24 protein-coding genes are annotated in these 22573 nt (G+C 68.8%); 9 read left to right on the forward strand and 15 right to left on the reverse strand.

The genetic code is table 11. The annotated features are described in order from the left end of the window. Positions 1-132 precede the first annotated feature (132 nt). Both EY822_RS13725 and EY822_RS13730 read left to right on the forward strand, forming a co-directional pair. Positions 133-1290, forward strand: a complete 1158-nt coding sequence (locus tag EY822_RS13725; RefSeq protein WP_227497352.1) for an MFS transporter — start codon at positions 133-135, stop codon at positions 1288-1290. A gap of 159 nt (positions 1291-1449) precedes the next feature. After that, entirely contained in the window at positions 1450-2277 is an 828-nt protein-coding gene (locus EY822_RS13730; protein WP_150309031.1) for an SRPBCC family protein, read from the forward strand. Between the two features lie 105 nt (positions 2278-2382). Here the strand turns inward: EY822_RS13730 and EY822_RS13735 are convergent, their stop codons facing one another. From EY822_RS13735 to bla, 4 genes are read right to left on the reverse strand one after another with little or no spacing between them, the layout of a single operon-like run. Continuing rightward, positions 2383-3168 carry a hydroxypyruvate isomerase family protein gene (locus EY822_RS13735; RefSeq protein ID WP_150309032.1) on the reverse strand — a complete coding sequence of 262 codons (786 nt, stop codon included), beginning with the start codon at positions 3166-3168 and terminating at the stop codon, positions 2383-2385. Positions 3169-3194: 26 nt separating this feature from the next. After that, positions 3195-3890, reverse strand: a complete 696-nt coding sequence (locus EY822_RS13740) for a class I SAM-dependent methyltransferase (RefSeq protein ID WP_150309033.1) — start codon at positions 3888-3890, stop codon at positions 3195-3197. A 57-nt stretch (positions 3891-3947) separates the two neighbouring features. Continuing rightward, complete coding sequence (locus tag EY822_RS13745; RefSeq protein ID WP_150309034.1) at positions 3948-4652, reverse strand: class I SAM-dependent methyltransferase; 705 nt, start codon at positions 4650-4652, stop codon at positions 3948-3950. Positions 4653-4710: 58 nt separating this feature from the next. Next, positions 4711-5661: a class A beta-lactamase gene (bla, locus tag EY822_RS13750; protein WP_227497353.1), complete on the reverse strand. Its 951-nt coding sequence runs from the start codon at positions 5659-5661 to the stop codon at positions 4711-4713. A gap of 185 nt (positions 5662-5846) precedes the next feature. Between bla and EY822_RS13755 the strand changes: the two genes are divergently transcribed. The 3 genes from EY822_RS13755 (at position 5847) to EY822_RS13765 (ending at position 8164) form a co-directional block, all read left to right on the forward strand. Next, positions 5847-6545 carry a dihydrofolate reductase family protein gene (locus EY822_RS13755; protein WP_150309036.1) on the forward strand — a complete coding sequence of 233 codons (699 nt, stop codon included), beginning with the start codon at positions 5847-5849 and terminating at the stop codon, positions 6543-6545. Between the two features lie 93 nt (positions 6546-6638). Further along, positions 6639-7385: a DUF899 family protein gene (locus tag EY822_RS13760; RefSeq protein ID WP_227497354.1), complete on the forward strand. Its 747-nt coding sequence runs from the start codon at positions 6639-6641 to the stop codon at positions 7383-7385. Positions 7386-7591: 206 nt separating this feature from the next. Continuing rightward, positions 7592-8164 (forward strand): dienelactone hydrolase family protein, encoded by a 573-nt coding sequence (locus EY822_RS13765; protein WP_150309037.1) that lies wholly within the window; start codon positions 7592-7594, stop codon positions 8162-8164. A 2-nt stretch (positions 8165-8166) separates the two neighbouring features. On the opposite strand, the gene EY822_RS13770 is transcribed toward EY822_RS13765, so the two are convergent. From EY822_RS13770 to EY822_RS13785, 4 genes are read right to left on the reverse strand one after another with little or no spacing between them, the layout of a single operon-like run. Continuing rightward, positions 8167-8661: a heme-degrading domain-containing protein gene (locus EY822_RS13770; RefSeq protein ID WP_150309038.1), complete on the reverse strand. Its 495-nt coding sequence runs from the start codon at positions 8659-8661 to the stop codon at positions 8167-8169. Positions 8662-8695: 34 nt separating this feature from the next. Continuing rightward, on the reverse strand, positions 8696-9169 hold the full coding sequence (locus EY822_RS13775; RefSeq protein ID WP_227497355.1) for an NUDIX hydrolase: 474 nt from the start codon (positions 9167-9169) through the stop codon (positions 8696-8698). Between the two features lie 2 nt (positions 9170-9171). Then, a complete protein-coding gene (locus EY822_RS13780; protein ID WP_150309039.1) occupies positions 9172-11223 on the reverse strand; it encodes a S9 family peptidase in 2052 nt (683 codons plus the stop codon). 5 nt (positions 11224-11228) lie between these two features. Beyond that, the gene (locus EY822_RS13785; protein ID WP_150309040.1) at positions 11229-11996 is read right to left on the reverse strand and encodes an SDR family oxidoreductase; all 768 of its coding nucleotides are present in this window, start codon (positions 11994-11996) and stop codon (positions 11229-11231) included. A 167-nt stretch (positions 11997-12163) separates the two neighbouring features. On the opposite strand from EY822_RS13785, the gene EY822_RS13790 reads away from it, so the two are divergent. The 4 genes from EY822_RS13790 to EY822_RS13805 all read left to right on the forward strand — a co-directional run bounded on the left by EY822_RS13790 (position 12164) and on the right by EY822_RS13805 (position 14900). Continuing rightward, positions 12164-12640, forward strand: a complete 477-nt coding sequence (locus tag EY822_RS13790) for an NfeD family protein (protein WP_227497356.1) — start codon at positions 12164-12166, stop codon at positions 12638-12640. Beyond that, entirely contained in the window at positions 12637-13683 is a 1047-nt protein-coding gene (locus tag EY822_RS13795) for an SPFH domain-containing protein (protein WP_150309041.1), read from the forward strand. The genes EY822_RS13790 and EY822_RS13795 overlap by 4 nt, the downstream gene beginning before the upstream one ends. Positions 13684-13694: 11 nt before the next feature. Next, complete coding sequence (locus EY822_RS13800) at positions 13695-14441, forward strand: glycerophosphodiester phosphodiesterase (protein WP_150309042.1); 747 nt, start codon at positions 13695-13697, stop codon at positions 14439-14441. Between the two features lie 93 nt (positions 14442-14534). Further along, the gene (locus EY822_RS13805; protein WP_150309043.1) at positions 14535-14900 is read left to right on the forward strand and encodes an RNA polymerase-binding protein RbpA; all 366 of its coding nucleotides are present in this window, start codon (positions 14535-14537) and stop codon (positions 14898-14900) included. A gap of 103 nt (positions 14901-15003) precedes the next feature. On the opposite strand, the gene lnt is transcribed toward EY822_RS13805, so the two are convergent. From lnt to EY822_RS13840, 7 genes are read right to left on the reverse strand one after another with little or no spacing between them, the layout of a single operon-like run. Then, positions 15004-16656, reverse strand: a complete 1653-nt coding sequence (gene lnt / locus EY822_RS13810) for an apolipoprotein N-acyltransferase (RefSeq protein ID WP_227497357.1) — start codon at positions 16654-16656, stop codon at positions 15004-15006. Then, positions 16656-19097: a DEAD/DEAH box helicase gene (locus EY822_RS13815; protein WP_150309044.1), complete on the reverse strand. Its 2442-nt coding sequence runs from the start codon at positions 19095-19097 to the stop codon at positions 16656-16658. The genes lnt and EY822_RS13815 overlap by 1 nt, the downstream gene beginning before the upstream one ends. After that, the gene (gene tatC / locus EY822_RS13820; RefSeq protein ID WP_150309295.1) at positions 19094-19849 is read right to left on the reverse strand and encodes a twin-arginine translocase subunit TatC; all 756 of its coding nucleotides are present in this window, start codon (positions 19847-19849) and stop codon (positions 19094-19096) included. Before tatC ends, EY822_RS13815 begins: the two co-directional genes overlap by 4 nt. Positions 19850-19896: 47 nt before the next feature. Beyond that, positions 19897-20172: a Sec-independent protein translocase subunit TatA gene (tatA, locus tag EY822_RS13825; protein ID WP_150309045.1), complete on the reverse strand. Its 276-nt coding sequence runs from the start codon at positions 20170-20172 to the stop codon at positions 19897-19899. 3 nt (positions 20173-20175) lie between these two features. Further along, the gene (locus EY822_RS13830) at positions 20176-20514 is read right to left on the reverse strand and encodes a hypothetical protein (RefSeq protein ID WP_150309046.1); all 339 of its coding nucleotides are present in this window, start codon (positions 20512-20514) and stop codon (positions 20176-20178) included. 9 nt (positions 20515-20523) lie between these two features. Continuing rightward, positions 20524-21507, reverse strand: a complete 984-nt coding sequence (locus tag EY822_RS13835; protein WP_150309047.1) for a helix-turn-helix transcriptional regulator — start codon at positions 21505-21507, stop codon at positions 20524-20526. Further along, positions 21500-22552, reverse strand: a complete 1053-nt coding sequence (locus EY822_RS13840) for a helix-turn-helix transcriptional regulator (RefSeq protein ID WP_150309048.1) — start codon at positions 22550-22552, stop codon at positions 21500-21502. The genes EY822_RS13835 and EY822_RS13840 overlap by 8 nt, the downstream gene beginning before the upstream one ends. Between the last annotated feature and the right edge of the window lie 21 nt (positions 22553-22573).

A 22573-nucleotide genomic window follows, 5' to 3' on the forward strand; every position in this document is an offset into this window, starting at 1 on the left:
GAGCACCCTAGGGTGAGAATGCACAGTCGGGGTAAGCGCAGGGCTGCCATCACGTCGAGCAGGGGGTCCGGTGGAACGGGTGAGTGCCGACACCGGATCGAACGGCGGCAGTGCAGGACCAGGGGAGACCCGGTGAGCGGGGCGCGCTACCTCGCGGCGGCCACACCGCTTCGTCTCGGATCCGGGGGCGCTGCCGTCGCGATCCCCATCCTCTCCGTGGAGGTCCTGAACGACGTCGCTCTGGGCGGCCTGCTCGTGGCGGCGTCGCTCGCACCCGCCGTCGTCGCCGCCCCCCTTGTCGGGGCCGCGCTCGACCGCACCCGGCACCCGCGCTCCCTGATCGCCGCCGCCGGTGCGATCTCCGCGCTGGGCTTCGCCGGCGCGGCACTCCTCGGCATCCTGCCGACGGCGGTGGTGGCGGTCGGACTCATCGCCGCCGGCGCGGCCGGCCCGTTCTTCCTCGGCGGGCTCTCGAGCTTCGTGACGGATGAGATCCCGGCGGAGCGACGGGCGTACGCCCTGGACGCCCTCTCCTACAATCTCGGCTCCGTCGGCGGGCCTGCCCTCGTCGCCGTGACGACGGCTTTCGGTTCGGCGCGGGCCGCGATGGCGGCGATGGCCGTGATCGCCCTGCTCGGGGTCGCCGGACTGTTCCTCACGACGTTGCGCCCCCGGCCGAGCACCGGGTCGTCGATCTGGCGCACCATGGGCGACGGCCTGCGCCACATCGTGAGGCACCGTCCGTTGGCCGTCGTCACCGCATCCGGCACCCTCAGCCAGCTCGGCGGTGGGGCACTACCCGTCGCCGCCGTGGTGCTCGCGCTCGACCGGACGCGGGAGGCGAACGATGGTGCGGTCATCGTGGCCGCGTTCGCGATCGGCGGGCTCGTGGGTGCCCTCGCCACGGCGGCCCGGCCCGGACGCCTGCGGCCGGAACTGTCGATGGGCATCGGTTTCACGGTGATCGGGCTGCTCCTTCTCGGCGCCGCCCGTGACGGAGGCCTGTGGTGGACGGTGGTGCTGGTCGGCATCGCCGGCCTGTTCACCGCGTCGAGTGCCGCGGCCATGCTCCTGCTCCGGAAGCAGCAGAGTCCCGCGTCGCTCCGCGGTCAGGTGTTCACGGTCGGTGCGGGGTTGCGCGCGACGGCGGCAGCCGCCGGGGCCGCGTGCGCGGCGGCCACCGTGGGATGGGGCGGAACCGTGCAGTTCCTCGGTATCGGGGCGATCTGGGTGCTCTCCGGGGCGCTGCTAGCGCTGTACCCGCGCAACACCGAGTCGATCGACGGCTGACCGCTCGCGACTCGCCCGGCTCGCATGAGTTGCGGGACGGTATCTGTCCGGACGCTCCGAAGAAATGCAAGGGGCAGGCCCCGGCGAATCGGGATCAGTAGCATCGAAAGACGGCGCCAGTACCCGGGGCGCCGACATCAACGATGCGAAGGAGCTGCCATGAGCACGAGAATCGAAAAGACCATCCTGGTCAACGTCCCGGTCAGCCGGGCGTACAACCAGTGGACCCAGTTCGAAGAATTCCCGCACTTCATGAACGGCATCAAGAAAATCACCCACCTCGGCGACGACCGCCTCGAGTGGGTCGCCGAGATCGCCGGTGTACGACGCAAGTGGGAGGCGAAGATCCTCGAGCAGGTACCGGACCGCAAGGTGTCCTGGGCCGCGACGGAGGGGGCAACCAACGCCGGCGAGGTGACCTTCGAAGACCTCGGTGGCGGACAGACGTCCGTGCACCTCTCCCTCGAGTACGAGCCCGAGGGCCTGGTCGAAAAGGTCGGGGACAAGCTGAACGTGGTCGAGAACCAGACCCAGGGCGACCTGGAGCGCTTCAAGGCGTTCATCGAGTCCGAGGACTACGCCACCGGCGCCTGGCGAGGCACCATCGACAACGGTGGCACCGTCGGTACCCCCGGCGTCGAGGACGCCGAGGCATCCCGCGGAGATTCCGGCAAGGCCGGGGTGTCGGGCAAGGTCATTGCGGCAGGAGTCGCCGCGGCAGCCGCGGCCGCCGTCGGCGTTGCAGCGGCAACGAAGGACAAGGACTCGTCCGACGACTCCGTCGACACGACCCCGGTGACCACGACGCCGCCGATCGACACGGCGCCGGTCGCGCCCGGCCAGTCGGACGAGCCCGTCCTGGACGGAACCGTCGTGACGGACGACGCCGGACTCACGGGCGACCCCTTCGTGACGGACGAACTGAACCGGGACTCCGGTACCGGGTCGCGCGGTACGGTCGACCCGCGCGGTGGTGGCGCACTCTGATCCGCTTCTGAGAACGACATCGGGCCCTCCGCGTTGCGGGGGGCCCGATGTCGTTCGTGTCGGCGGGCGCCGTTGTCGAGGGCTCGGACCCCGAGGCTGCGCGCCCTACCCCCTGGTGGGGATCGTCGGCATGACCTGCGGCACGGGCTCGCGATACTCGCACCCGATGAAGCCGTCGTAGCCGGTCGACTCCACTGCCGCGAGGAACGCGGCGAAGTCGATGTCGCCGGTGCCGGGAGCCCCGCGCCCCGGGCTGTCCGCGATCTGGATGTGCCCGATGCGATCGGCGTGGCGCACCACGTCCGCGACGATATCCGCGCCGTTGTTGTGCAGATGGTACGCGTCGAAGAGGAGACGCACGGACGACTCACCCGTGATGTCGAGAACGCGGAGTACGTCGTCGATGGTGACGAGCGGGTAGTCCCCGTTCTCGCCGAGGGTCAGCGGCTCGAGCAGGATCGTCGGTTCGAGATCGCCGAGCGCGTCGGCCGCCCGCCGTAACGCGCTCGAGGCTGCGGAGCGCTGCATCTCGTCGGATAGGCCGTCCTGACGGTGGCCGTAGAGCGCGTTGAAGGTGCGGCATCCCGTCTCGACGGCGATGGCGCGCAGGGCAGCGATGTTCGATGCGAAGTCCTCTGCGGCCGCGGGCGAGGACAGCACCCCGCGGTCGCCCGCCGCCATGTTCCCCGCGAAGAAGTTCAGCCCCCGAAGGTTCACCTCCGCCGACTCCAGGGTCGCGTAGAAGTCACGGAGCTCACCGTCTTCGGGGGTGGGGCTCGCGAACGGCCACCAGCACTCGACGTCGGTGAAGCCTGCCGCCCGCGCGGCGGCGAACCGGTCGAGGAAGGGAAGCTCGCTGTAGAGGATCGACACATTGGCCGAGAACGTCATGGTGCGCCTTTCGTTCGTGCCCGCGGTCAGAGTTTCAACAGGTCGAGGATGAGGAATCCGGGGCGTTGCCGCAGCGTCTCGTACTCGTCCGGCCACGACTGACGCATGCTCTCCGCCGGCAGAGGCTCGTGCACGCCTCGGATCAGGAATCCCGCGTCGGTGGCAGCAGCGCAGAGCGCGCCGAGCGGTTCCCGCCAGAAGCGCACGTCCTGAGCGCCGCCGATGTGGTCCCACCGGTCGGTCTCGAGCGCGACGTCGAAGTAGGAGCCGCCCTTGCGCAGCCAGTCGACGGTGGGATGCTGCGTGGACAGCACGACTCGGCCGCCGGCGCGGAGCACTCGATGGAACTCGCGGAACGTCGCCGCACGGTCGGCGGCGTAGTGGATCGCGAGGGCGCACAGCACCAGGTCGAACGAGTCGTCGTCGTAGGGGAGTGGGTCGTCGAGGCTGGCGACCCGGACGTCCACCGAGTTCCCGACCCGGCGCCGCGCGAGTGTCGCCATCTCCGCACTGCCGTCGAACGCCTCGACGGACGCGCCCCGCGCGAGCAGTTCCTCGGTGTAGAAGCCGGGGCCGCAGGCCGCGTCGAGCACCTCGCGTCCCGCGACCTCACCCACGCACGACAACATCGCGGGGCGGTCGTAGTGAGCGTTGTACGCCCCGTCCGCCGCGTGCGTCTGATAGTGCTCGCCCATCACGTCGTACGGATCCCATAGCCCCATGGATAGCGAGCATAGAGGTGAGCCGGTGCGGGGGAGGAGTCCTCCCCGGTCGGCGCGTCACCGGGCTCGGAGCAGGTACTTGGAATCGAATGTCTCGGGTATGCGCTGCACGTCATCGATGCCGAAGCCGCAGCGATCGATCATCGCTTCGAGGAGCCAGCTGAAGGTGGAGTGCTCGTCCCGCACGTGCTCCTCCAACTCCGCCCGGCTCCATTCCGCCTCGACGGATGCGCCACCGAGGTCGCACCAGGCGTCGATACTGGCCTCCGCTTCCGACGGCAGGAAGTCGTAGACCACGTCCCACAGGCGCAGAAGACCGCCGGGCCGCAGCATCCGCCGGAGTCGGTGCAGCGCCATCACCTTCCAGAAGTCGGGGAGGTGATGGAGCGCGTATCGCGAGTAGACGACGTCCACCGGCTCCCCGGTGTGCTGGTAGCTGAGGAAGCCCGCCTGCACGAGGGTGACGTTGTCGATGCGACGATCACTCAGTTTCGACGACAGCTTCCGTAGCATCGGCGGTGACACATCCACCGCGATCACGCGAGATGTGACTCGCGCGGCGGCGACCGTGAACTGCCCGGTGCCCGGGCCGAACTCGAGCAGCACGGAGTCCGCTGTCAGACCGGACCGCTGGAGCAGGGCCACCTCCGCGGCGGGGTCGGCGTCCATCTTGCCGTCGTACCGCTCGACGTGCGCGCTGTCGAGATTCTCCCGGCCCGCCAGTCCGACCTCATCCGGGAACCACGGAGGGGAGGGAGTCATGCGTCGATCGTGTCAGCCGGGAGCGCGAAGGGGAAGGACGAACCCTGTCGACACCGAGTCAATCAGCGAAGGCACTGAGGACGACGGCGGCGACCTCGGCCACGAGTGCGTCATCGTAGGCGGCCGACGCATCGTTCCTCCGCGTCAAGACGGTGAGAACGAGGGGATCCCCGCCGGGAGGGGTGACGACCGCGATGTCGTTCCGCATCGGTCCGGCGCCACCGGACTTGTCGGCAACGGTCCAGCCGGCGGGTGCTCCGGCACGGATCAGCGCGTCGCCGGTTGCGTTGCCGCTCATCCATTCGAGCAGCAACGCGCGGTCGTCCGGGGGAAGAATCGGCCCGTTCAGGAGCTGCGTGAGGTTCCCGGTGAAGGCGGCGGGTGTCGTCGTGTCGTCGGTGCGTCCGAGGTCCACCTCGTTGAGCGCCGGTTCTGCGCGTGCGACGTGGGTGGTGTCGTCACCCCACTGCGCCAGCGCCGCATCCAGTCCACCGGGCCCGCCGATGCGGTCGAGCAGCACATTCGTCGCGGTGTTATCGCTCTCTCGCACGGCCGCCTCGGCCAGATTCTCCAGGCTGAGGCCGGTGGACACGTGGTCCGCGGTGACCGGGGAGTACCCGGCCGCCTTCACGTCACCGGCGGACCAGGTGACCACGTCTTTCCGGTCGTCCGCGGGCACCCGTCGGAGGAACTCTGCGGCGACGAACAGTTTGATCGTGGATGCGTATCCGAATCGCGTGTCCGGTCGGTAGGCGACGCTCCGGCCCGTCGCCGGTTCCCCGGCGCTGACGCCGATGGTTGCGTCGTACTCGGTCTCGAGTCGCTGCAACTCGCGCGACACGTCCATGGCGGCGCCGGGGGACGGGATGTCGGTACTCACCGCCGACGGTGACTGCACGGGCGACGGCTCGGCGGGCAACGGCGCGGGAGATCCGCATCCGACCGCGGAAACTGCGATGAGCGGTGCCAGCAGAGCGATGGCGGTGCGCCGCGAATGGATCGACCTCACGAATCGATGCTCGCAGAAACGGTGGAGGGCAGCCACCGCGGCCGGACTCCGCGTCCTGCGGAACCCACGTCTCGGGGGAGCAACGGCGTCCTGTCGGCCCGTCCTCCCGCGCCGCTCTCGACGCGGCTCAACGGTCTCGCGGACTTGCATGTGTACAACGTCCACATCAGTGATACCGTCGGACCATGGCGCAGCTTCGAGTGCACAATCTGGCCGTGTCGTTGGACGGATTCGCCACGGGCGAGGATCGGACGTTCGACGCTCCGTTCGGCCACGCGCAGGATCGGCTGATGCGCTGGTATTTTCCGACCCGCACCTTCATGGAGATGTCGGGACACATGGGTGAGGCGACGGGGGATGGGGCGAACGGCATCGACGACGTCTTTGCCGCGCAGACGAGACGGGGAATCGGCGCGGAGATCATGGGGCGGGGGAAGTTCGGACCGCAGGTCGGACCATGGCAAGACCATTCCTGGCAGGGCTGGTGGGGGAACGAGCCGCCGTTCCATACGCCCGTGGTGGTGCTGACGCATCACGAACGTCCCGACCTCGTGCTCGGTGAGACCACCTTCCTCTTTCGCGATCTGACCCCGCAGGCCGCACTGGCGCTCGCAACCGATCTGGCCGGCGGACTCGACGTGCGCCTCGGAGGCGGGCCGACGGTCGTCCGCGAGTTCCTGGCCGCCGACCTGGTGGACTTTCTCCACATCGTCGTGGTGCCGATCGTGCTCGGCCGCGGAGTTCGGTTGTGGGACGGACTGGAGGGACTCGAGGAGCGCTTCGACAGCGAGACAGCCGTTTCGCCGTCCGGCGTGGCGCATTACACGCTGTCACGCCGCACGCCGGTCGGAGAGTTGCACGGTGGCCCCGCACCGCGTACTTGACATAATGTGCATTATCGGACATCTGCCAATCCGCGCCCATGAGCCTTTCGCCACCCATTGCATGACGTCGTCACCCCGCGCTAGAGATGTCGCATGACAGAAGCAATGCACGGTGACGGCGCCGTGCCGACGATAGCCGACCGGTCGACATGGCAAGCGCGCATCGACGAACTTCGCGTCAAGGAGAAAGCGCTCACTCGGGCCGCCGACGCGCTGGCCGCTGAACGCCGTCGTCTGCCCATGGTCGAGGTCGACTCCGCCACGGTGCTCATCGGCGCCCAGGGCGCCGTGCCGTTGATCGATGTCTTCGACGGCCGATCGCAACTGATCGCGTACTTCCAGATGTGGCACACCGGCATGCCGGCGGCCGATCAATGCGAGGGCTGCACCTTCTCCACCAGCCACATCTCCGAACTCTCCTATCTGAACTCGAGAGACGTCGCCTACGCCACATTATGTCAAGGGCCGTACGACGAGAGCTCCCGGTACCGCGACTTCATGGGCTGGACCGTGCCCTGGTACTCCGTGCCGGACGAGTCCGTCGACCGGCTGATCACCGGCCGGCACTTCGGCATTCTGGTGTCCTACCTGCGCGTCGCCGACCGGGTGTTCGAGACCTATTGGACCACTGGTCGCGGCAACGAGATCATGGCGCCGTCGTACGGGCTGCTCGACCGCACCGTGTACGGCAGGAAGGAGACCTGGGAGGACTCCCCCGATGGGTGGCCGCAGCACTGGGGCACCCGTGGCGACCAGATGCGGCAGAACGGCCGCCCCAGCGCGCAGTGGCCGCGCATCCATGCCGGTCATGACGACGACCTCGGCACCGACGGTCGCTGAGCTCGCCGAAGCGGCATCAGGGACCGCGCGGCGTTGCGTCCCTTCGACAGGCTCAGGGACCGTGCGGGTTGCGTCCCTTCGACAGGCTCAGGGAGCGTGCGGGTTGCGTCCCTTCGACAGGCTCAGGGAGCGTGGACCGTTGCCCTCATCGGGGCGGGTGGAGCATTCTGGGATCGCACGTTCACCGAGGGATTCCGGGAGAGCACATGGCCGAGATCGTCCTGTTCCACCACGTGCAGGGCCTCACGCCCGGCGTGGTCGCGTTCGCCGAGCAGCTGCACGCCGCCGGACACACCGTGCACACCCCGGATCTCCTCGACGGACGCACCTTCGACGACATCGACGCCGGCATGGCACACGTCGAGGAGATCGGATTCCCCGAGGTGCTCGACCGCGGCACCCGGTCAGTGGGAGACCTCCCGAACGATCTCGTCTACGCGGGGTTCTCGCTCGGCGTGCTCCCCGCCCAGATGCTCGCGCAGACGCGAGCGGGCGCTCGAGGGGCGCTGTTCTTCGCATCCTGCGTGCCCGCCCAGGAGTTCGGCGAATGGCCGGCCTCCGTGCCGGTGCAGATCCATGGGATGGACGCCGACCCGTTCTTCGTCGGCGAGGGCGACATCGACGCGGCCCGCGCACTCATGGCGGACGCCCCGGACGCGGAACTCTTCCTCTACCCCGGCGGCGGCCACCTGTTCATGGATGAGTCGCTCCCTGCCTACGACGCCGGCGCGGCGACGCTCGCCCTGCACCGCGCCATCGCGTTCCTCGATAGGGTGTGACCTCAGCCGTCGCTACCCGAACCCGCGGTCGCCAGGAACGTCGTGATCGCCTCGACCGCTAGCGCGTGATCGTCGCGCTGCGGCAGACCGGACACGGTGACGGTGCCCACCATTCCGACGCCCTCGACGGTGATGGGAAAGGCTCCGCCGTGTCCGGCATAGCGCAGTGGGTCGATCCACGGCGCATCCTCGAAGGCCGTCCCGCCCTTCTGCGCCCGCAGACCGACCAGGTAGGAGCTGGACGCGAACTCGCGCACGGTGCGCACCTTGCGTGTGATCCACACGTCGTTGTGCGCGGCGGTACCGGCCATGGCCGCGTGGAACAGCTGCTGGTCGCCGCGGGTGATGTCGACTGTTACCGCCAAGGAGCGTTCCCGGGCCAGGTCGACGAGGAGGCCACCGAGGCGCAGTGCGTCGTCATTGGTGAATGTCGGGAAGAGGAGCGTGCGCTCCTCTTCCTCCACCGCGCGGATGATGGATTCGATGGAGTCGCTCATCGCGCCAGCATACGTCCGTGCGTGAGCCGGGTCGTCACGGGCGCCCGGCCGCACGAACGCTGACGGCGGAGCGGATCAGCTGGGGAAGCTCCGCCGGCTCGAAGGCCGCACCCGACGCCTCGAGCTCGTCGGCCGACCACCACCGATGCTCGTGGATGTCGTGGAACTCCTCCGGCATCCAGTTGTCGGACACCGGCGAGAAGACATCGGTGTGCACCGCGAAGAACGTCGAGTGACCCGTGTCGAGGTCGCCGTCGAGACGCTGCCGCACGAAGTCCTGCTCCCACACCCGCGCACCCACGTCGGGAAGCGCCAGGCCGGTCTCCTCGAACAGTTCGCGTCTCGCCGCTTCTTCCGGCGACTCGCCGGGATCGATGCCGCCGCCCGGCGTGATCCAGCGCGGCGGAAGGCCGATGTTCACGGAGTAGTTGGTGAGGAACAGCAACGCCCGCCCCTCCCCGTCGAGCAGGAGGATGCGCGCCGTATTCCGGACGTGGCGTCTCGACACGATCAGAAGGCCAGGTCTCGGATGCCGACGTCCGGGGCATCCGCATCCTCGGCGGAGCCACCACCGCCGACCGGGAGGTAGCGGGACCACCACTCGAGGATGACCTCGAACCGTTGTACACGGTGGCGCGGACGTCCGCTCCGGCTGAGCTCGTGGTTCTCTCCGGGGAAGATCACGAGTTCCGCCTCCGCTCCCCCGCGCTTCAGAGCGGCGTAGTACCGCTCCGCCTGCGGCAGTGGGCAGCGCAGGTCGTTCGCCGAGTGCAGCACGAGTGCGGGCGTGCGCACCCGGTCCACCACGGCCTGCGGGCTCTGGGCGCGCATGAGTTCGGGATCGGTGCCCACGTACTCGTCGCCGAAAAAGCTGCCGATGTCGGAGGTGCCGACGAAACCGTCCGGGTCGAGGAAGCCGCGCTCCACGATCGCGGCAGCGAACCGATGGTCGTGCGCGATCGTCCACGCGGTGAGGTACCCGCCGTACGAGCCGCCCATGATGCCCACCCGATCCGAATCGAGCAGCGGGTCGGCGAGTGCCCCGTCGAGGAAGTCGAGCACGTCGAAGAGGTCGACCGTGCCCATGCGCTGTCGGATGACACGCCCGTGCGCCTGGCCGTAGCCGGCCGACCCGCGCGGGTTGCAGAGCACGACGGCGTAACCGGCGTCGGCGTACACCTGGGCCTCGTCGAACAGGCCCACCGAGTACGCCGCGAACGGTCCGCCGTGGATGACGAGGAGCACCGGATGCGGTCCCTCGGCCGCCGGGGTGAACAGCCAGCCGTGCACCGGGTACCCGTCCCTGCCGGTTACCGTCAGCTCGCGCGGTTCGGAAACACCCGCGTCTCGCACGGCGGCGGAGAAATCGGTGAGCCGGGTGAGCACGCCGTCGCGGACGACAGCGAGGTCGCCGGCACCTCGGGCATCGGTCATCGTCACGGCGGTCACACCCGACGCGGCGGCCGCACCGGTCACCTCGACGGCACCGTCCACGACGCTCTCGATCGTGTCGTCCGCGCGCACCCGGAGCAGTTGCACGGTGCCGCGCACCCGGTTCTGCACCAGCACGGATCCGTCCGATTCCAGTGTGATCGCACTGCCGACCTCGCCGAGGTCCACCGACTCCGGATCGGTGCGCCGATCGACCGACCCGTCGGCATTGGCGCGGTAGAGGGCGGTGTTGCGCGCGACGAAGTCGCGGCCGGACGTGCCGACCTCCTGGGCGAGGAGATGCATCGTGCCGTCGGGTGCGACAACTACGTCGGCGATGGCGAGGTCGTGCTCGGGACCGACGATCGTGCGCACTTCTCCCCCGTCGAGCGCGATCTCGTGCACCCCGGTGCGGAGGTCGGTGTCGCGGGAGTCGTGGCGTGCCGCTACTGCGAGCACGTGCGACCCGTCGGGTCCGAAGGTCGGGCGCGAGTAGTCGGCGTCGTCCGTCGTCAGTCGCGTGGCCGGGGTAACCCCGAGCGCCGTGCGGTCACCCGCCTTCTCCCCCACCCTTTCCGGCACCCGCTTCACCGCCGGCTCGGCGGACACGTCGGGGGTCGCCACCAGGAACACGCTGCTGCGCCGATCGACGACGTAGCCGACGCCGTTGGCCGAGTACCGCTGGGTGGTGATGCGTCGCGGGGGTTCGGCGTCGCCGCCCACCTCGGGGATGGTGCCGTACCGTCCGGGCTCGGGCACTCGCGAGGTGAGGGCGAGGTGACCACCGTCGGGTGCCCACGCGAACTCGGTAACCCCGAGCTTCTCGTCGGTGACCCTAACGGGCTCGCCGCCGCGCGCGTCGACGACATGCAACTGCGGCGCCGCATCCGCCTCGGCGCGGAGGAAGGCCACGAGGGTGCCGTCCGGCGAGAACTGCGGTGCGGTGTCGCGGAAGCCCCGGGTGAAGCGGCGCGGCGCGGCGGAGGCGTCCGTCGGCCCGATCCAGAGCTGACCCACGTAGGCGTCGGCGTCGAGGTCGGCCCGGGTGGCCGCCACGACGACCGAACCGCCGTCGGGCGACAGCGACGGTCGGGAGAGCGTGGTGAGGAGGCGGATGTCGCTCGCTCGCACGCCGCTCAGTCCTTGCCGGTGAAGTCGCTGATGTCGCCCACGTACCGCGTGTTGTTGTCCGGGACGGGGTCCACCACGGCGGAGACCACCTCGGCGGCGAACTCGGAAACGTTGTACAGGCGGCCGGCCGAGTCCTTGCGGGCGCCGATGGCGCCGGGGTTGGCGCGCTCGAGCAGGGTGGCGGTGATGGTGCCCTCGATCATGTCGCCCGACACCACGACGAACTCGACGCCCTTCGCGGTGAGGTCCGGCAGCAGCGCCCGCAGCGCGTCCTCCCCCGCACGCTTGCTGAGGGCCACGGGCAGGTACTCCGGCATGGTCGGGGTGCTCTCGATGAAGTGGGCCTGATGGCTGGTCACGAACACCACACGCGAACCGGACCCGAGCAACGGCATCGCCGCCGTCAGCACGTCGACCTGAGCGTCGCGATTGAGGGTCATGGCGTAGTCAGCGGCCATCCCGCTCTCCATACCGCCGGATGCGTTCAGCACCAGAATGTCGAGACCACCGAACTCCGCCCGGACGGTGTCGAACATGGAGCGGACGGACTCGGGGTCGGTGAGGTCGGCGCCCACGGCCACAGCGGTGCCGCCGCCGCTCACGATGGTGCCGACCAGCTTGTCGGCACGGGCCTTCTTGTTGCGGTAGTTGACCACCACCGAGGCGCCCGCCTCGGCGAGGTAGTGCACGGTGTCGGCGCCGATACCGCGGGACGAGCCCGTTACCAGTGCGCGCTTGCCGGCCAGAATTCCGGGGGTGAGGGGATTCGACACGGTCTGCTCCTTGCGTTTCGACGTTCGGGGCCGCTCGACCCGCCAACTTTCGAGCGTAGACCACGCGGCGGCACAGGCTCGGGAACGCGCCTACTGGTAGTTTCGAAGCACGGATTCCGCGCCGCTGCGGGGCCGCCGGTGCGTCCCGCACGCTGAAAGGGGGAGCCGTGACCGACTTCCTGATGAATTACGCCTGGATCGCCTGGCTGGCCCTCATCCTGCTCTTCGTGGTCGTCGAGACACTGACGCTCGAGCTCACCTTCCTCATGCTCGCGATCGGGGGGCTCGGGGGGTTGACCGCCGACCTCCTCGGGGCTCCCTGGTGGCTGCAGATCATGATCGCCGCGCTGCTGTCGCTTCTCCTGCTGCTCCTGTTGAAGCCGCCCCTCCTCCGCGCCCTCCGCCGCGGCGGCGATCCCGCGAAGAGCAACCTCGACGCCCTCCTCGGCCTCGTCGGCCAGGTCGTCACCCCGGTCACGGAGTACGGCGGACACGTGAAGCTGTCCAACGGAGAACTGTGGACCGCGAAGGTGGCTCCCCAGGTGGCCCACCGCAACCTCGTCGAAGGTGAGCGCGTCGTCGTCACCGCAATCGAGGGAACGACGGCGTTCGTCGTCCCCTCCGAAGGGAACTCCTCGCAATGAACCCCACTGACGCCTTCGGCAATGTAGTGCTCGCCGTCGTGGTCGCCGTCCTGGTGATCCTCGTGCTCGTCATCCTGTTCCGCTCCATCCGCATCATCCCCCAGGCCAATGCGGGCGTGGTGGAGCGGCTCGGGCGTTATCACAAGACGCTCATGCCGGGCCTCAACCTGCTCGTCCCGTTCATCGACCGGGTGCGTCCGCTCATCGACATGCGCGAACAGGTCGTGTCGTTCCCGCCGCAGCCGGTGATCACCGAGGACAACCTCGTCGTCTCCATCGACACCGTCGTGTACTTCCAGGTCACGGATGCGCGCGCCGCGAGCTACGAGATCGCCAACTACCTCGGCGCCGTCGAGCAGCTCACCACCACCACGCTCCGCAACGTGGTCGGCAGCCTGAACCTCGAAGAGGCGCTCACCAGCCGCGACAACATCAATGGGCAGCTCCGGGTCGTGCTCGACGAGGCGACCGGCAAGTGGGGCGTGCGCGTGGGACGCGTGGAACTGAAGGCCATCGATCCGCCCGCCTCCATTCAGGACTCGATGGAGAAGCAGATGCGCGCAGAGCGAGATCGGCGGGCGCTCATCCTCACCGCCGAGGGCACCAAGCAGTCGGCGATCCTCACCGCCGAGGGCGCCCGGCAGGCCGCCATCCTCTCCGCCGAGGGTGACGCACGCGCCCAGGTGCTCCGCGCGGAGGGCGAGGCGGAGGCCATCAAGACCGTCTTCGGTGCCATTCACGCCGGTGACCCCGACAACAAGCTGCTCGCCTACCAGTACCTGCAGACGCTGCCGAAACTCGCCGAGGGTGCGTCGAACAAGCTGTGGATCATCCCGAGCGAACTCACCGAGGCGCTGAAGGGCATCGGAACGGCGTTCACGGATCCGAGCGGTTCGGGTCTCGCCCGACGCCAGCCCGACACGGGTGCGGCGGATGCGGCGGGTATCGCGGATGCACCGGGCACCACGACTCGCGTGAGCGCGACGCCGGCTGAACCGCACCGCGACGACAACGCCACACCCCCCGCGCCCGCCATTCCCTGACCGCCCATCCCGTGTCCGGGTACTTCTCCCCCGATCCGCCGAGGGTGATCGCCCACCGCGGGCTGGCGCTCGATGCGCCGGAGAACACCGCACTCGCGTTCGAGCACGCCCTGGCCCTCGGCATCACGCACCTCGAGACGGACGTGCGCGCCACGAGCGACGGGGTGCCCGTGCTGTGGCACGACGAGACGCTCGAGCGCGTGGGCGGCGTGCGAGCGAGCATCGCCGACGTCCCGCTCGAGGACTTGCGGGCGATCGACCTCGGCCGGGGACAGCGCATCCTCACTCTCGCCGAGGCGCTCGACACCTTCCCCGACGCGATCTTCAACATCGACGTTAAGTCGGCGGACGCGACGGATGCCAGCGCCGCCGTCATCCGCGCCGCCGGCGCGGGTCACCGGGTGCTCGTCACCTCCTTCTCCCAGTCCCGCCGGACACGGACGCTGCGCACCCTCCCCGGCGTGGCCACATCGGCGTCCGCGTCGCGCCTCGCGATCGCCGTTCTCAGCGCGCGCGTCGGGCTGACGGTTCTCGCGCGACGGGCGCTCCGCCGTGTGGACGCGGTGCAGATGCCGGTGCGGGTACTGGGCGTGTCCACGATCACGCCCACGATGATCCGCCGGTTGCGCACGGCCGTTCGCGAGGTGCACGTTTGGACGATCAACGACGAATTCCTGATGCGCCGCCTTTTCGAGGCGGGCGTCGACGGGATCGTGACGGATCGGGCGGATCTCGCGCGCCGCATTCTTGCCTCATAGCGCTGAGAAACTGCTGGGAAGCGTAGCCTTCGGAAAGGATACGCCCAGCTTGTGCGTTTATAACTGGGACAGTCCGCGAGAGGAGACCACACAATGGCAGATCGCAGTTTGCGCGGCATGCGACTCGGATCACAGAGTCTGCAAAGCGAAGAGGGAGTTACCTTCTCACCGCGTCAGAAGAAGACCTACCGGTCCGAGAACGGTTCGACTTTCGAGGTTGTTTTCGCGGCCGACGCCGAAGTTCCCGACACCTGGGAGTCCCCGAGGAGCGGCCAGGAAGGCCGTCTCGTCGATGACAACGGGGCACTCGTCGAGCAGGACGAGGTCGAGACCAAGACCCCCCGCACGCACTGGGACATGCTGCTCGAGCGACGCACCCGCGCCGAGCTGGAGGAGCTGCTCGAAGAGCGACTCCAGTACCTCCGGTCCCGCCGCGGCGAACACAAGATTGGTGCCTAGCCCTTTCCCAGAGCCCCGCACCACGACGCCCCTCCCGTTCTCGAACGGGAGGGGCGTTTCTCATGACTCCAGCGTCCTTGGAGCCAAGCGTCTCCCGGTGCGATCAGGTCCGAGCGCGTAGCATCCGCGGGCGGAACAGCGCCACGACACCGAGCGCCGCGAGGCCGAACCCGTAGATGAGGGAGGACAGCGGCCCGCCGATCGTGCTCGCCGGCGTGCGCGTGTCGCTGAGCGGCACGGTCTCGACCATGCTGCCCGGCTCGTAGGGCGTGAGGGCGGCGAGCGTCGATCCGTCGGGGGCGATCATCGCGCTCGTGCCCACGGTGGAGATGTTCACGACGGTTCGGCCGATCTCGATCGCTCGGAGCCGGGCGATGGCCAGCTGCTGCACGTTCTCGTCGGTGCGACCGAAGTCGGCGTTGTTCGTCTGCGCGAGGATGACTTCGGCGCCGTCGTCGACCATCTCCGCGACGAGCCCGTCATCCGTGATGTCGAAGCAGATCGAGATGCCCGCGAGAACACCGTTCACGTCGAGCACCGTGTCCCGGGTGCCGAAGGAGTACCCCCGCGGCACCATGTCGATGAGGTTGGGCGCGAAGGGCCGCCAAAAGCTGCGGTCGGGCACGTACTCCGCGAACGGCACCGGGTGCTTCTTGTCGTACCAGTCGGTCACCCCCGACCCCGCCTCCCACAGCAGAGAGGTGTTGTAGCTGTTCCCGTCGCGCTCGGTGACCGTGCCGAGCACGACCGGCGCGTCCATCGCCCGACTGACTCCGTCCACCAGCCGTTCGGCTATCGCATCGCGCTGAGGATCGAGGTCAGATCCGTTCTCCGGCCACACCACCATGTCCACGTCCGCGTCGAGGTCGTACAGCGGACGGGTGGTGTCGACGTGCTTCTGCAGGTTCTCCCCGGGCTCGTACTGGGCGAAGAGACCGGAGTTGGTGTTGCCCTGCACGGCGGCGATCGTGCTGCTGCCGGAGGTCGGAGCCGGCCAGGCGGGCATCAGCACGAGCAGGGTGAGCGCGCCTACGGCGACGGCGCGGCGGGAGTACGCCGGCCAGTCGGCCTCGCGGGCGAGTTGGAGGCAGAGCACCACCACGGTGACGACGAGGAAACTCAGCCCCGACATGCCTACCCAGGCCACGAGGGGAGCGAGCGGGCTCTCCGACATCGCGTAGGCCACCCTCCCCCACGAGAATCCGCCGTAGGGCCAGGTGCTCGTGATCGCTTCGCGCAGCGTCCAGACGGCAGCGACCGCGAGCGGAACCATGCCGACGCGACCGATCCGACTGGGCCACACCACGGGGCCCTCTCGCAGCAGGAACGCCAACGGCACGGCGAACACCGCCCAGAACAGCGACTGCAGGCCCGACAGTGCGAGCCACGGCACCGGCCCGAGGTACACGGTGAGCCACTCGGTGTGTACGAGGTAGAAGGAAAGACCTCCGACCAGACCGACCGCCAGGGCGCCGCGCCCGGTGCGGCCCAGCAGGGCGAACAGGAAGACGCCCACACCCACGAGGGTGAACGGCCACAGGTTGCGGTCGGGGTATCCGACGTCGGAGACGAACCCGGATGCCACGGCGAGCAGGAGCGCGAGCCACAGTGGTACGCCGCGGAGTCCAGCGCCGGTATCGGGGGTCGGTGCCGGCGACGGGGAGCGGCTGCCGACGGGCCGCGGGGCGGGGCCGGCCATCGGCCACTCCGGGGAGCGTGGCACCGGGGCACCGCGGGCGGAGAGCTGTGCGGTCATCACGCCACGCTGGAGTAGGCGACGATGCCGCGCCGAACCAGGTCGAGCGCCGTGCGGGCATTGCGGGCGACCTTGCCGTCGGCCACGACGGAGAGCTGGTCGAGGAGGTCGATGGTCTGCTTGGCCCAGCGCACGAAGTCACCGGCGGCGAGATCGGCCTCGAAGAGCACGTCATCGAGGGTTCCGCCCCGAGCCCAGCGGTGCATCGCCATGCTCAACCCGGTCGAGATGGGCGACGTGACGGGAAGTCGGCGTTCCCGCTCGATGTCGTCGAGCTTCGCCCAGATCTCCTCCGTGCGTTCGAGGGCGGGGCGGAACGCGCCGCGCGGCAGGTACCGCTCCGACGGGTTCCCCTCGTCGCGCCGGGGCTCGTAGATGAGAGCGGTCGCCATCGCGGCGAGGCTCGCCGGGTCGAGCTCGGTCCACACGCTGTGCCGCAGGCACTCGGCCACGAGCAGGTCGCGCTCACCGTAGATGCGCTTCAGGGTGCGGCCGTTCGGCGTCGACACCACGTTCGACGACTCGTCGCGCTTGAGGTAGCCGAGGCCGAGCAGCAGCTCGGTCACGCGATCGAAGACCTTCGCGACGGCTCCGGTGCGGGTGCGGATCTGCGCGCTCAGCGCATCCGTCTGGTTCTTGAGCCGCCACCAGCGCTCCGCCCAGCGGGCGTGGTGCTCCCGGTCCTTGCAGCTGTGGCACGGATGCGCCTTCATGCGGCGGCGCAACTCGGTGAGCTCCTTCTGGCGGTCGTCGCGTTCCCCGCGCCCGGCCGTGTCGGCGCGGGCCGCTCCCTGGCGCTCGATCTGGCCGATCTCTCGGCGGATGCCGAAGTATGCGCCGAAGTCACCGAGGTGGCAGGTCATCGACTTCTCGTAGCCGGCGAGCGATTCCTCCTGCTGCCGCACCTTGCGCGCGAGGTCGACGACGGCGCGGTCGGCCTGGAACTGCGCGAAGGAGGACTCGAGGATGTCGCGGGTGCGCTCACGCCCGAACTGGTCGATGAGGTTCACGGCCATGTTGTAGGTGGGCCGGAAGCTGGAGTTGAGTGGATAGGTGCGTCGGGACGCGAGGGACGCGACGGCCTGCGGGTCGAGGCCGTCCTTCCACTGGATGACGGCATGACCCTCGACGTCGATGCCCCGGCGGCCGGCGCGGCCGGTGAGTTGCGTGTACTCCCCCGGCGTCAGCGGCACGCGCGCCTCGCCGTTGAACTTCTCGAGCTGCTCGAGCACCACCGTGCGCGCGGGCATGTTGATGCCGAGCGCCAGCGTCTCCGTGGCGAACACCACCTTCACCAGCTTGCGCTGGAACAGCTCCTCCACCACCTCCTTGAAAGCGGGAAGCAGGCCGGCATGGTGGGCGGCGACGCCCCGCTCGAGTCCCTCGAGCCATTCCCAGTAGCCGAGCACCGCGAGATCGGCGTCGAGCAGAGTGCGGCACCGCTCGTCGACGATGGCGCGGATCTCGTCGCGCTCGTGCTGCTGGGTGAGCCGCACGCCGGCGCGGAGCACCTGCTGCACCGCGGCGTCGCATCCGGCCCGGCTGAAGATGAAGAAGATGGCGGGCAGAAGGTGCTTGGAGCGCAGCATCTCGATCACCTCGGGCCGCTGCATGCGGCCGGGGTCGTATCCGCCCTTCGCGCCGCCGTTCCCCCCCTTCCGTCCCCGCGGACCGGAGTACGCGCGGGAGTCGCGCCCGGCGCTCTGGGCGAGCCGCATCAGCTCCGGGTTCACCCGGTGGGTGGCGGCGAGGCCGGAGGAGTCGAAGAGGTCGAGCATTTTGTGCCGGAGCAGCACGTGCTGGTCGAGCGGCACGGGCCGCTCCTCGCTCACGATCACGTCGGTCTCGCCGCGCACGACCTGCAGCCAGTCGCCGAACTCCTCGGCGTTGGACACCGTGGCGGAGAGCGACACCAGCCGCACCTCCTCCGGGAGGTGAATGATGACCTCCTCCCACACGGCGCCGCGGAACCGGTCGGCGAGGTAGTGCACCTCGTCCATGATCACGAAGGAGAGGTCGCGCAGCAGGTCGGAGTTCGCGTAGAGCATGTTCCGCAGCACCTCGGTGGTCATCACCACGATGCGCGCGCCGGAGTTCACGTTGGTGTCCCCGGTGAGGAGCCCCACCTCGTCGGGCCCGTACTCCCGCACGAACTCGGAGTACTTCTGATTGCTCAGGGCTTTCATCGGCGCGGTGTAGAAGATCTTCGCCGCGGGCCGCTGCATGGCGAGGAACACGGCGAACTCGGCGACCACCGTCTTGCCGGCCCCGGTGGGGGCGGCCACGAGCACGCTCCGGCCCTCCTCCAGCGACCGGCACGCGCTCTGCTGGAACGGGTCGAGGTCGAACCGCAGACCGGTGCGGAACGCATCCAGCTTCGGCGACGACGCCCGAGTCCGTGACGCGGCGTAGCGTTCGGCCGGGGACAGCGAGGAGGTCATGAGAGACCGTACTCCGCTTCCATCACCCGAACCTTGCGGGCGCGTCGCCGGTCGTTGAACACGGCGATGGCCGCAGCGATCAGGTAGAGGCCGATCATGGGGATGGCGAGGAGGAACATCGACATGACGTCGGCAGCCGGTGTCGCGATCGCGCAGAACACGGTGATCGCGAGGATGGCCAGGCGCCATGACTTGAGGATCGTCTCACCGGACAGGATGCTCATCGCGTTGAACAGCACGAGGAACGCCGGAAGAACGAACGCGATACCCACCGCGAACACGAGCTTCAGCACGAAGTCGAAGTACTGCCGCGCGGTGATGAGCGACGAGTCCTCCATGCCGGCGAACCGGGTGAGCAACTCGACGATGTGCGGCAGCACCCACCAGCCGGCGATGCACCCGAGCAGGAACAACGGCACCGCGGAGAAGAAGAAGCCGAAGGTGTACCGCTTCTCCTTCTGGGTGAGGCCGGGCACCAGGAACGCGAAAATCTGGTAGAGCCACACCGGGCTCGAAATGATAAGTCCGGCGTAGAGCGAGATCTGCAGCTTGAGGTCGAACGCCGACGTGATGGTCTCGTAGTTCAGGGTCGCCGCGCGACCCTGGTCCTCCCCCACCTCAAGGATGGGTTCGCGGAGCGCATCGAGGATAAAATCGGAGAGGAACCAGCCGCCGATGGCGGCCAGCACCACCGCGATACCGGAAATGAAGAGACGCTTGCGCAGCTCGAGGAGATGCTGCCCGAGCGACATCTTCCCGTCAGTGGCACTCGACTTACGAGAACGAGCGGCCACGAATGCTAAGGCTTATTCAGCGGATCGTTCGGGCTGTTGCGCGAGACGTAGTCGGTCGAGGTGCGGTCGGTATCGTTCCGGGGGAACTCGTCCGTGGTGCCGTCCGACCGGGCCGGGCGATCCGTGTTGTTCTCTTCCTTCATGGTCTTGATCTCACCCTTAAAGATGCGCATCGACTGACCGAGGCTCTTGGCGAGGCCGGGAAGCTTGGGAGCTCCGAACAACAGCAGGATGACCACGACGAGGATGATGAAGTGCCAGCCCTGTAGGTTTCCAAGCATGGTTCAGACTCCTTTGATCTGTGCGGCAGCAAGCCGATAGTCGGCGCTGGTCAGAAGTCTACCCCGGGCGATTCTGTTCTCCCTGCGCGCCTCGCGCACATCGAGTACGCGCCGGTAGTCGTCCACCACGTCGGGGTAGTCGCGCAGCACAGCGGGGGTGAAATCGCGCCCCGCCACGTCAGCCGACCGCGCGGACAGCAACTGCGTCTTCTCGGCGAGGAGCGCTAGTTCGCGGAGGGCCGCCGTCGCTTTGCGGAACAGTCGCACACCGAGATACGCATACATGCCGAGGAGAGCGAGCACGAGCCCGCCCCAGATGAGGATCCACGACCACCACGGCATGAGAACAGGCTACAAGTAGCGCGCCGCTCCGGCGGACGCCCAGTCGGCGACGGCCCGGCGCGCGTCCTCCGGCTGCAGCACCACGACGACTCCGGGCATGCCCGCGATGAGCCGCTTCAGCCCGTGGTAGTGCGCGACCCGCAGCGTCGTCTCCAGCCATCCGTTCCGGGTGGCGCTCGGACGGGTCTTCGCGCCGTCGGGGATGTAGTCGCCGAGGAGGGGAAGGGCCGCGGCGGCGACGTCGATCGTGACGACGAGGTCCTCCTCCGACGGCTCGAACAGGGTGTCGGGCAGCGGCAGGTCTTCGGGGCGGTGCTCGATCGGCTTGGTCGTAGCGGTGAGGTGGGTGATACGGTCGAGGCGGAACGTGCGGAGCGCACCGCGGTCGTGGTCCCAACCGCGGAGGTACCAGTCCTGATCGATCGATTCGATCCGCAGCGGATCCACGTGCCGGCGCTCGCTCGCCCCCCGGGCGGTGCGGTAGTCGAACTCGACGCGGCGACCATCGGCGACCGCGGCGCGGATGATCCGCAGCTCGTCGTCGGAATCCGATCCGGCGACGGCGACCTGGCTCGGATTCGAGGACGAGCCGCGCGCGAGCTTCGCCATCAACGACGTGACGATCTCCCGATCCGCGTGCTCCGGCAGCGCCGACAGGTACTGCAGTCCGGCGATGAGCGCGGCCGCCTCGCGCGCGGAGAAGCGCGGCGAGTCGTCGATGGCCACCATGTGGGTGAGCACGATCTGGTCGTTCTGCTCGAAGTCGTCCCAGGCGATGTCGAACAGGTCACCGTGCTGGTAGGAACTGGTGTCGCCCGGCACTCCCGACACCGCGATGAGCCGCACGGCCTTCCGCAGCTGCTCGGGGCTGACCCGGAAGTGCGCAGCGGCCTCAGCGACGCTGACCGGCCCGCGCTCCGTGAGGTACGGCACGAGAGCGAGGAGGAAGGTGAGTTTGTCCTGCGCCTGCAGCGGCGCCTGCCGCTCAGCCACGGTCGATCCCGGTGGTGTCGTCGGCCCCGGCGGTGTCCGCGGTGATCGAGGCGCCGTGCGCCTCCGCGGTGGCGGTGAGGCGATCGAGAACGGCCTCGCGCAGCCACTCCGGTTCGATGACGACCACTTCGGGACCGTACCCGGCGAGCTCATCGGCGATCAGGTTGAGGTCCGAGTAATGCAGGGTGACCCGGTTCTCACCGGTGACCTCGCTGCCCTTGCGCCGCGTGAGGCGAGCGGCGGCATCCGTGCCCGGCTCCACGTCGATGACCCCGACACCGTTCTCCCAGATCTCATCGAGTTCGCGGAGTGCGCGCTCCGCGTGGTCGCTGCCCGTGTCGTCGAAGCTGGCACCGGTGAGGGTGACCGGACCGACGATCCGCGAGAGGAGGAAGGTGCGGGTCTCCTCCGCATCCTGGTCGATGCCGTGCACGTGCCAGCGGCCCTGATGCTGCACCAGGGCCAACGGCGCGAGCGTCCGCAGGCGCGCCTCCGCGTTGCCCGGCTTCAGGTAACCGAAGCGCACGATGTGGCGGCGCTCGAGCGCGATGCTCAGCGGGTCGAACGCGGACTCCCGCACGCGGAGGCGCGGCGCGTAGCCGATCATGGGTTCGTCGGACTCCACCCCGAGGGAGCGCAGCTTCATGAGGGCTCGCCGGGACTCCGCGCTCAGCGACCCCTCCCGCCACACCATCGCGGCGAGGTTGAGCAGCGTGGTCTCGGCTCCGGAGAACGTGATGTCGAGCGGCAACTCGTAGCTGCCGCGTGGGATGCGGTAGCGCAGGATGTGGTTGTTACCGGTCTGCCCCGGGTCCTCGATCGTCTCCAACGGCACGCCGAGTTCGCGGATGTCGTCTTTGTCGCGTTCGAACTGCCGCTCGAGGTTGGCGTTGTCACCGCCCATGCGGTACTTCTGCCGGTAACCCTGAACGGTGGAGAGCACCTCGTTCTTCGTGAGGCCGGACTGGGTGGCGAGCAGAGCGAGCACCAGGCTGAAGAGGCGCTCCTCCACCGGCACGCGGGGCGCGGACTTCTGGTCGGTCACGATCGGCTCCTCGAACGGACG

It is taken from the genome of Planctomonas psychrotolerans (assembly GCF_008642235.1).
Classification (GTDB): Bacteria; Actinomycetota; Actinomycetes; order Actinomycetales; family Microbacteriaceae; genus Planctomonas; species Planctomonas psychrotolerans.

Excerpts from the sequence above, each read along its gene's own strand:
- EY822_RS13765 (WP_150309037.1), top strand. The coding sequence starts at position 7,592 with ATGGCCGAGATCGTCCTGTTCCACCACGTGCAGGGCCTCACGCCCGGC.
- EY822_RS13745 (WP_150309034.1), bottom strand. The coding sequence starts at position 4,652 with ATGACTCCCTCCCCTCCGTGGTTCCCGGATGAGGTCGGACTGGCGGGC.
- EY822_RS13830 (WP_150309046.1), bottom strand. The coding sequence starts at position 20,514 with ATGCCGTGGTGGTCGTGGATCCTCATCTGGGGCGGGCTCGTGCTCGCT.
- EY822_RS13770 (WP_150309038.1), bottom strand. The coding sequence starts at position 8,661 with ATGAGCGACTCCATCGAATCCATCATCCGCGCGGTGGAGGAAGAGGAG.
- EY822_RS13730 (WP_150309031.1), top strand. The coding sequence starts at position 1,450 with ATGAGCACGAGAATCGAAAAGACCATCCTGGTCAACGTCCCGGTCAGC.
- EY822_RS13760 (WP_227497354.1), top strand. The coding sequence starts at position 6,639 with ATGACAGAAGCAATGCACGGTGACGGCGCCGTGCCGACGATAGCCGAC.
- EY822_RS13735 (WP_150309032.1), bottom strand. The coding sequence starts at position 3,168 with ATGACGTTCTCGGCCAATGTGTCGATCCTCTACAGCGAGCTTCCCTTC.
- tatA (WP_150309045.1), bottom strand. The coding sequence starts at position 20,172 with ATGCTTGGAAACCTACAGGGCTGGCACTTCATCATCCTCGTCGTGGTC.
- EY822_RS13815 (WP_150309044.1), bottom strand. The coding sequence starts at position 19,097 with ATGACCTCCTCGCTGTCCCCGGCCGAACGCTACGCCGCGTCACGGACT.
- lnt (WP_227497357.1), bottom strand. The coding sequence starts at position 16,656 with ATGACCGCACAGCTCTCCGCCCGCGGTGCCCCGGTGCCACGCTCCCCG.
- EY822_RS13755 (WP_150309036.1), top strand. The coding sequence starts at position 5,847 with ATGGCGCAGCTTCGAGTGCACAATCTGGCCGTGTCGTTGGACGGATTC.
- tatC (WP_150309295.1), bottom strand. The coding sequence starts at position 19,849 with ATGTCGCTCGGGCAGCATCTCCTCGAGCTGCGCAAGCGTCTCTTCATT.
- EY822_RS13795 (WP_150309041.1), top strand. The coding sequence starts at position 12,637 with ATGAACCCCACTGACGCCTTCGGCAATGTAGTGCTCGCCGTCGTGGTC.
- EY822_RS13805 (WP_150309043.1), top strand. The coding sequence starts at position 14,535 with ATGGCAGATCGCAGTTTGCGCGGCATGCGACTCGGATCACAGAGTCTG.
- EY822_RS13740 (WP_150309033.1), bottom strand. The coding sequence starts at position 3,890 with ATGGGGCTATGGGATCCGTACGACGTGATGGGCGAGCACTATCAGACG.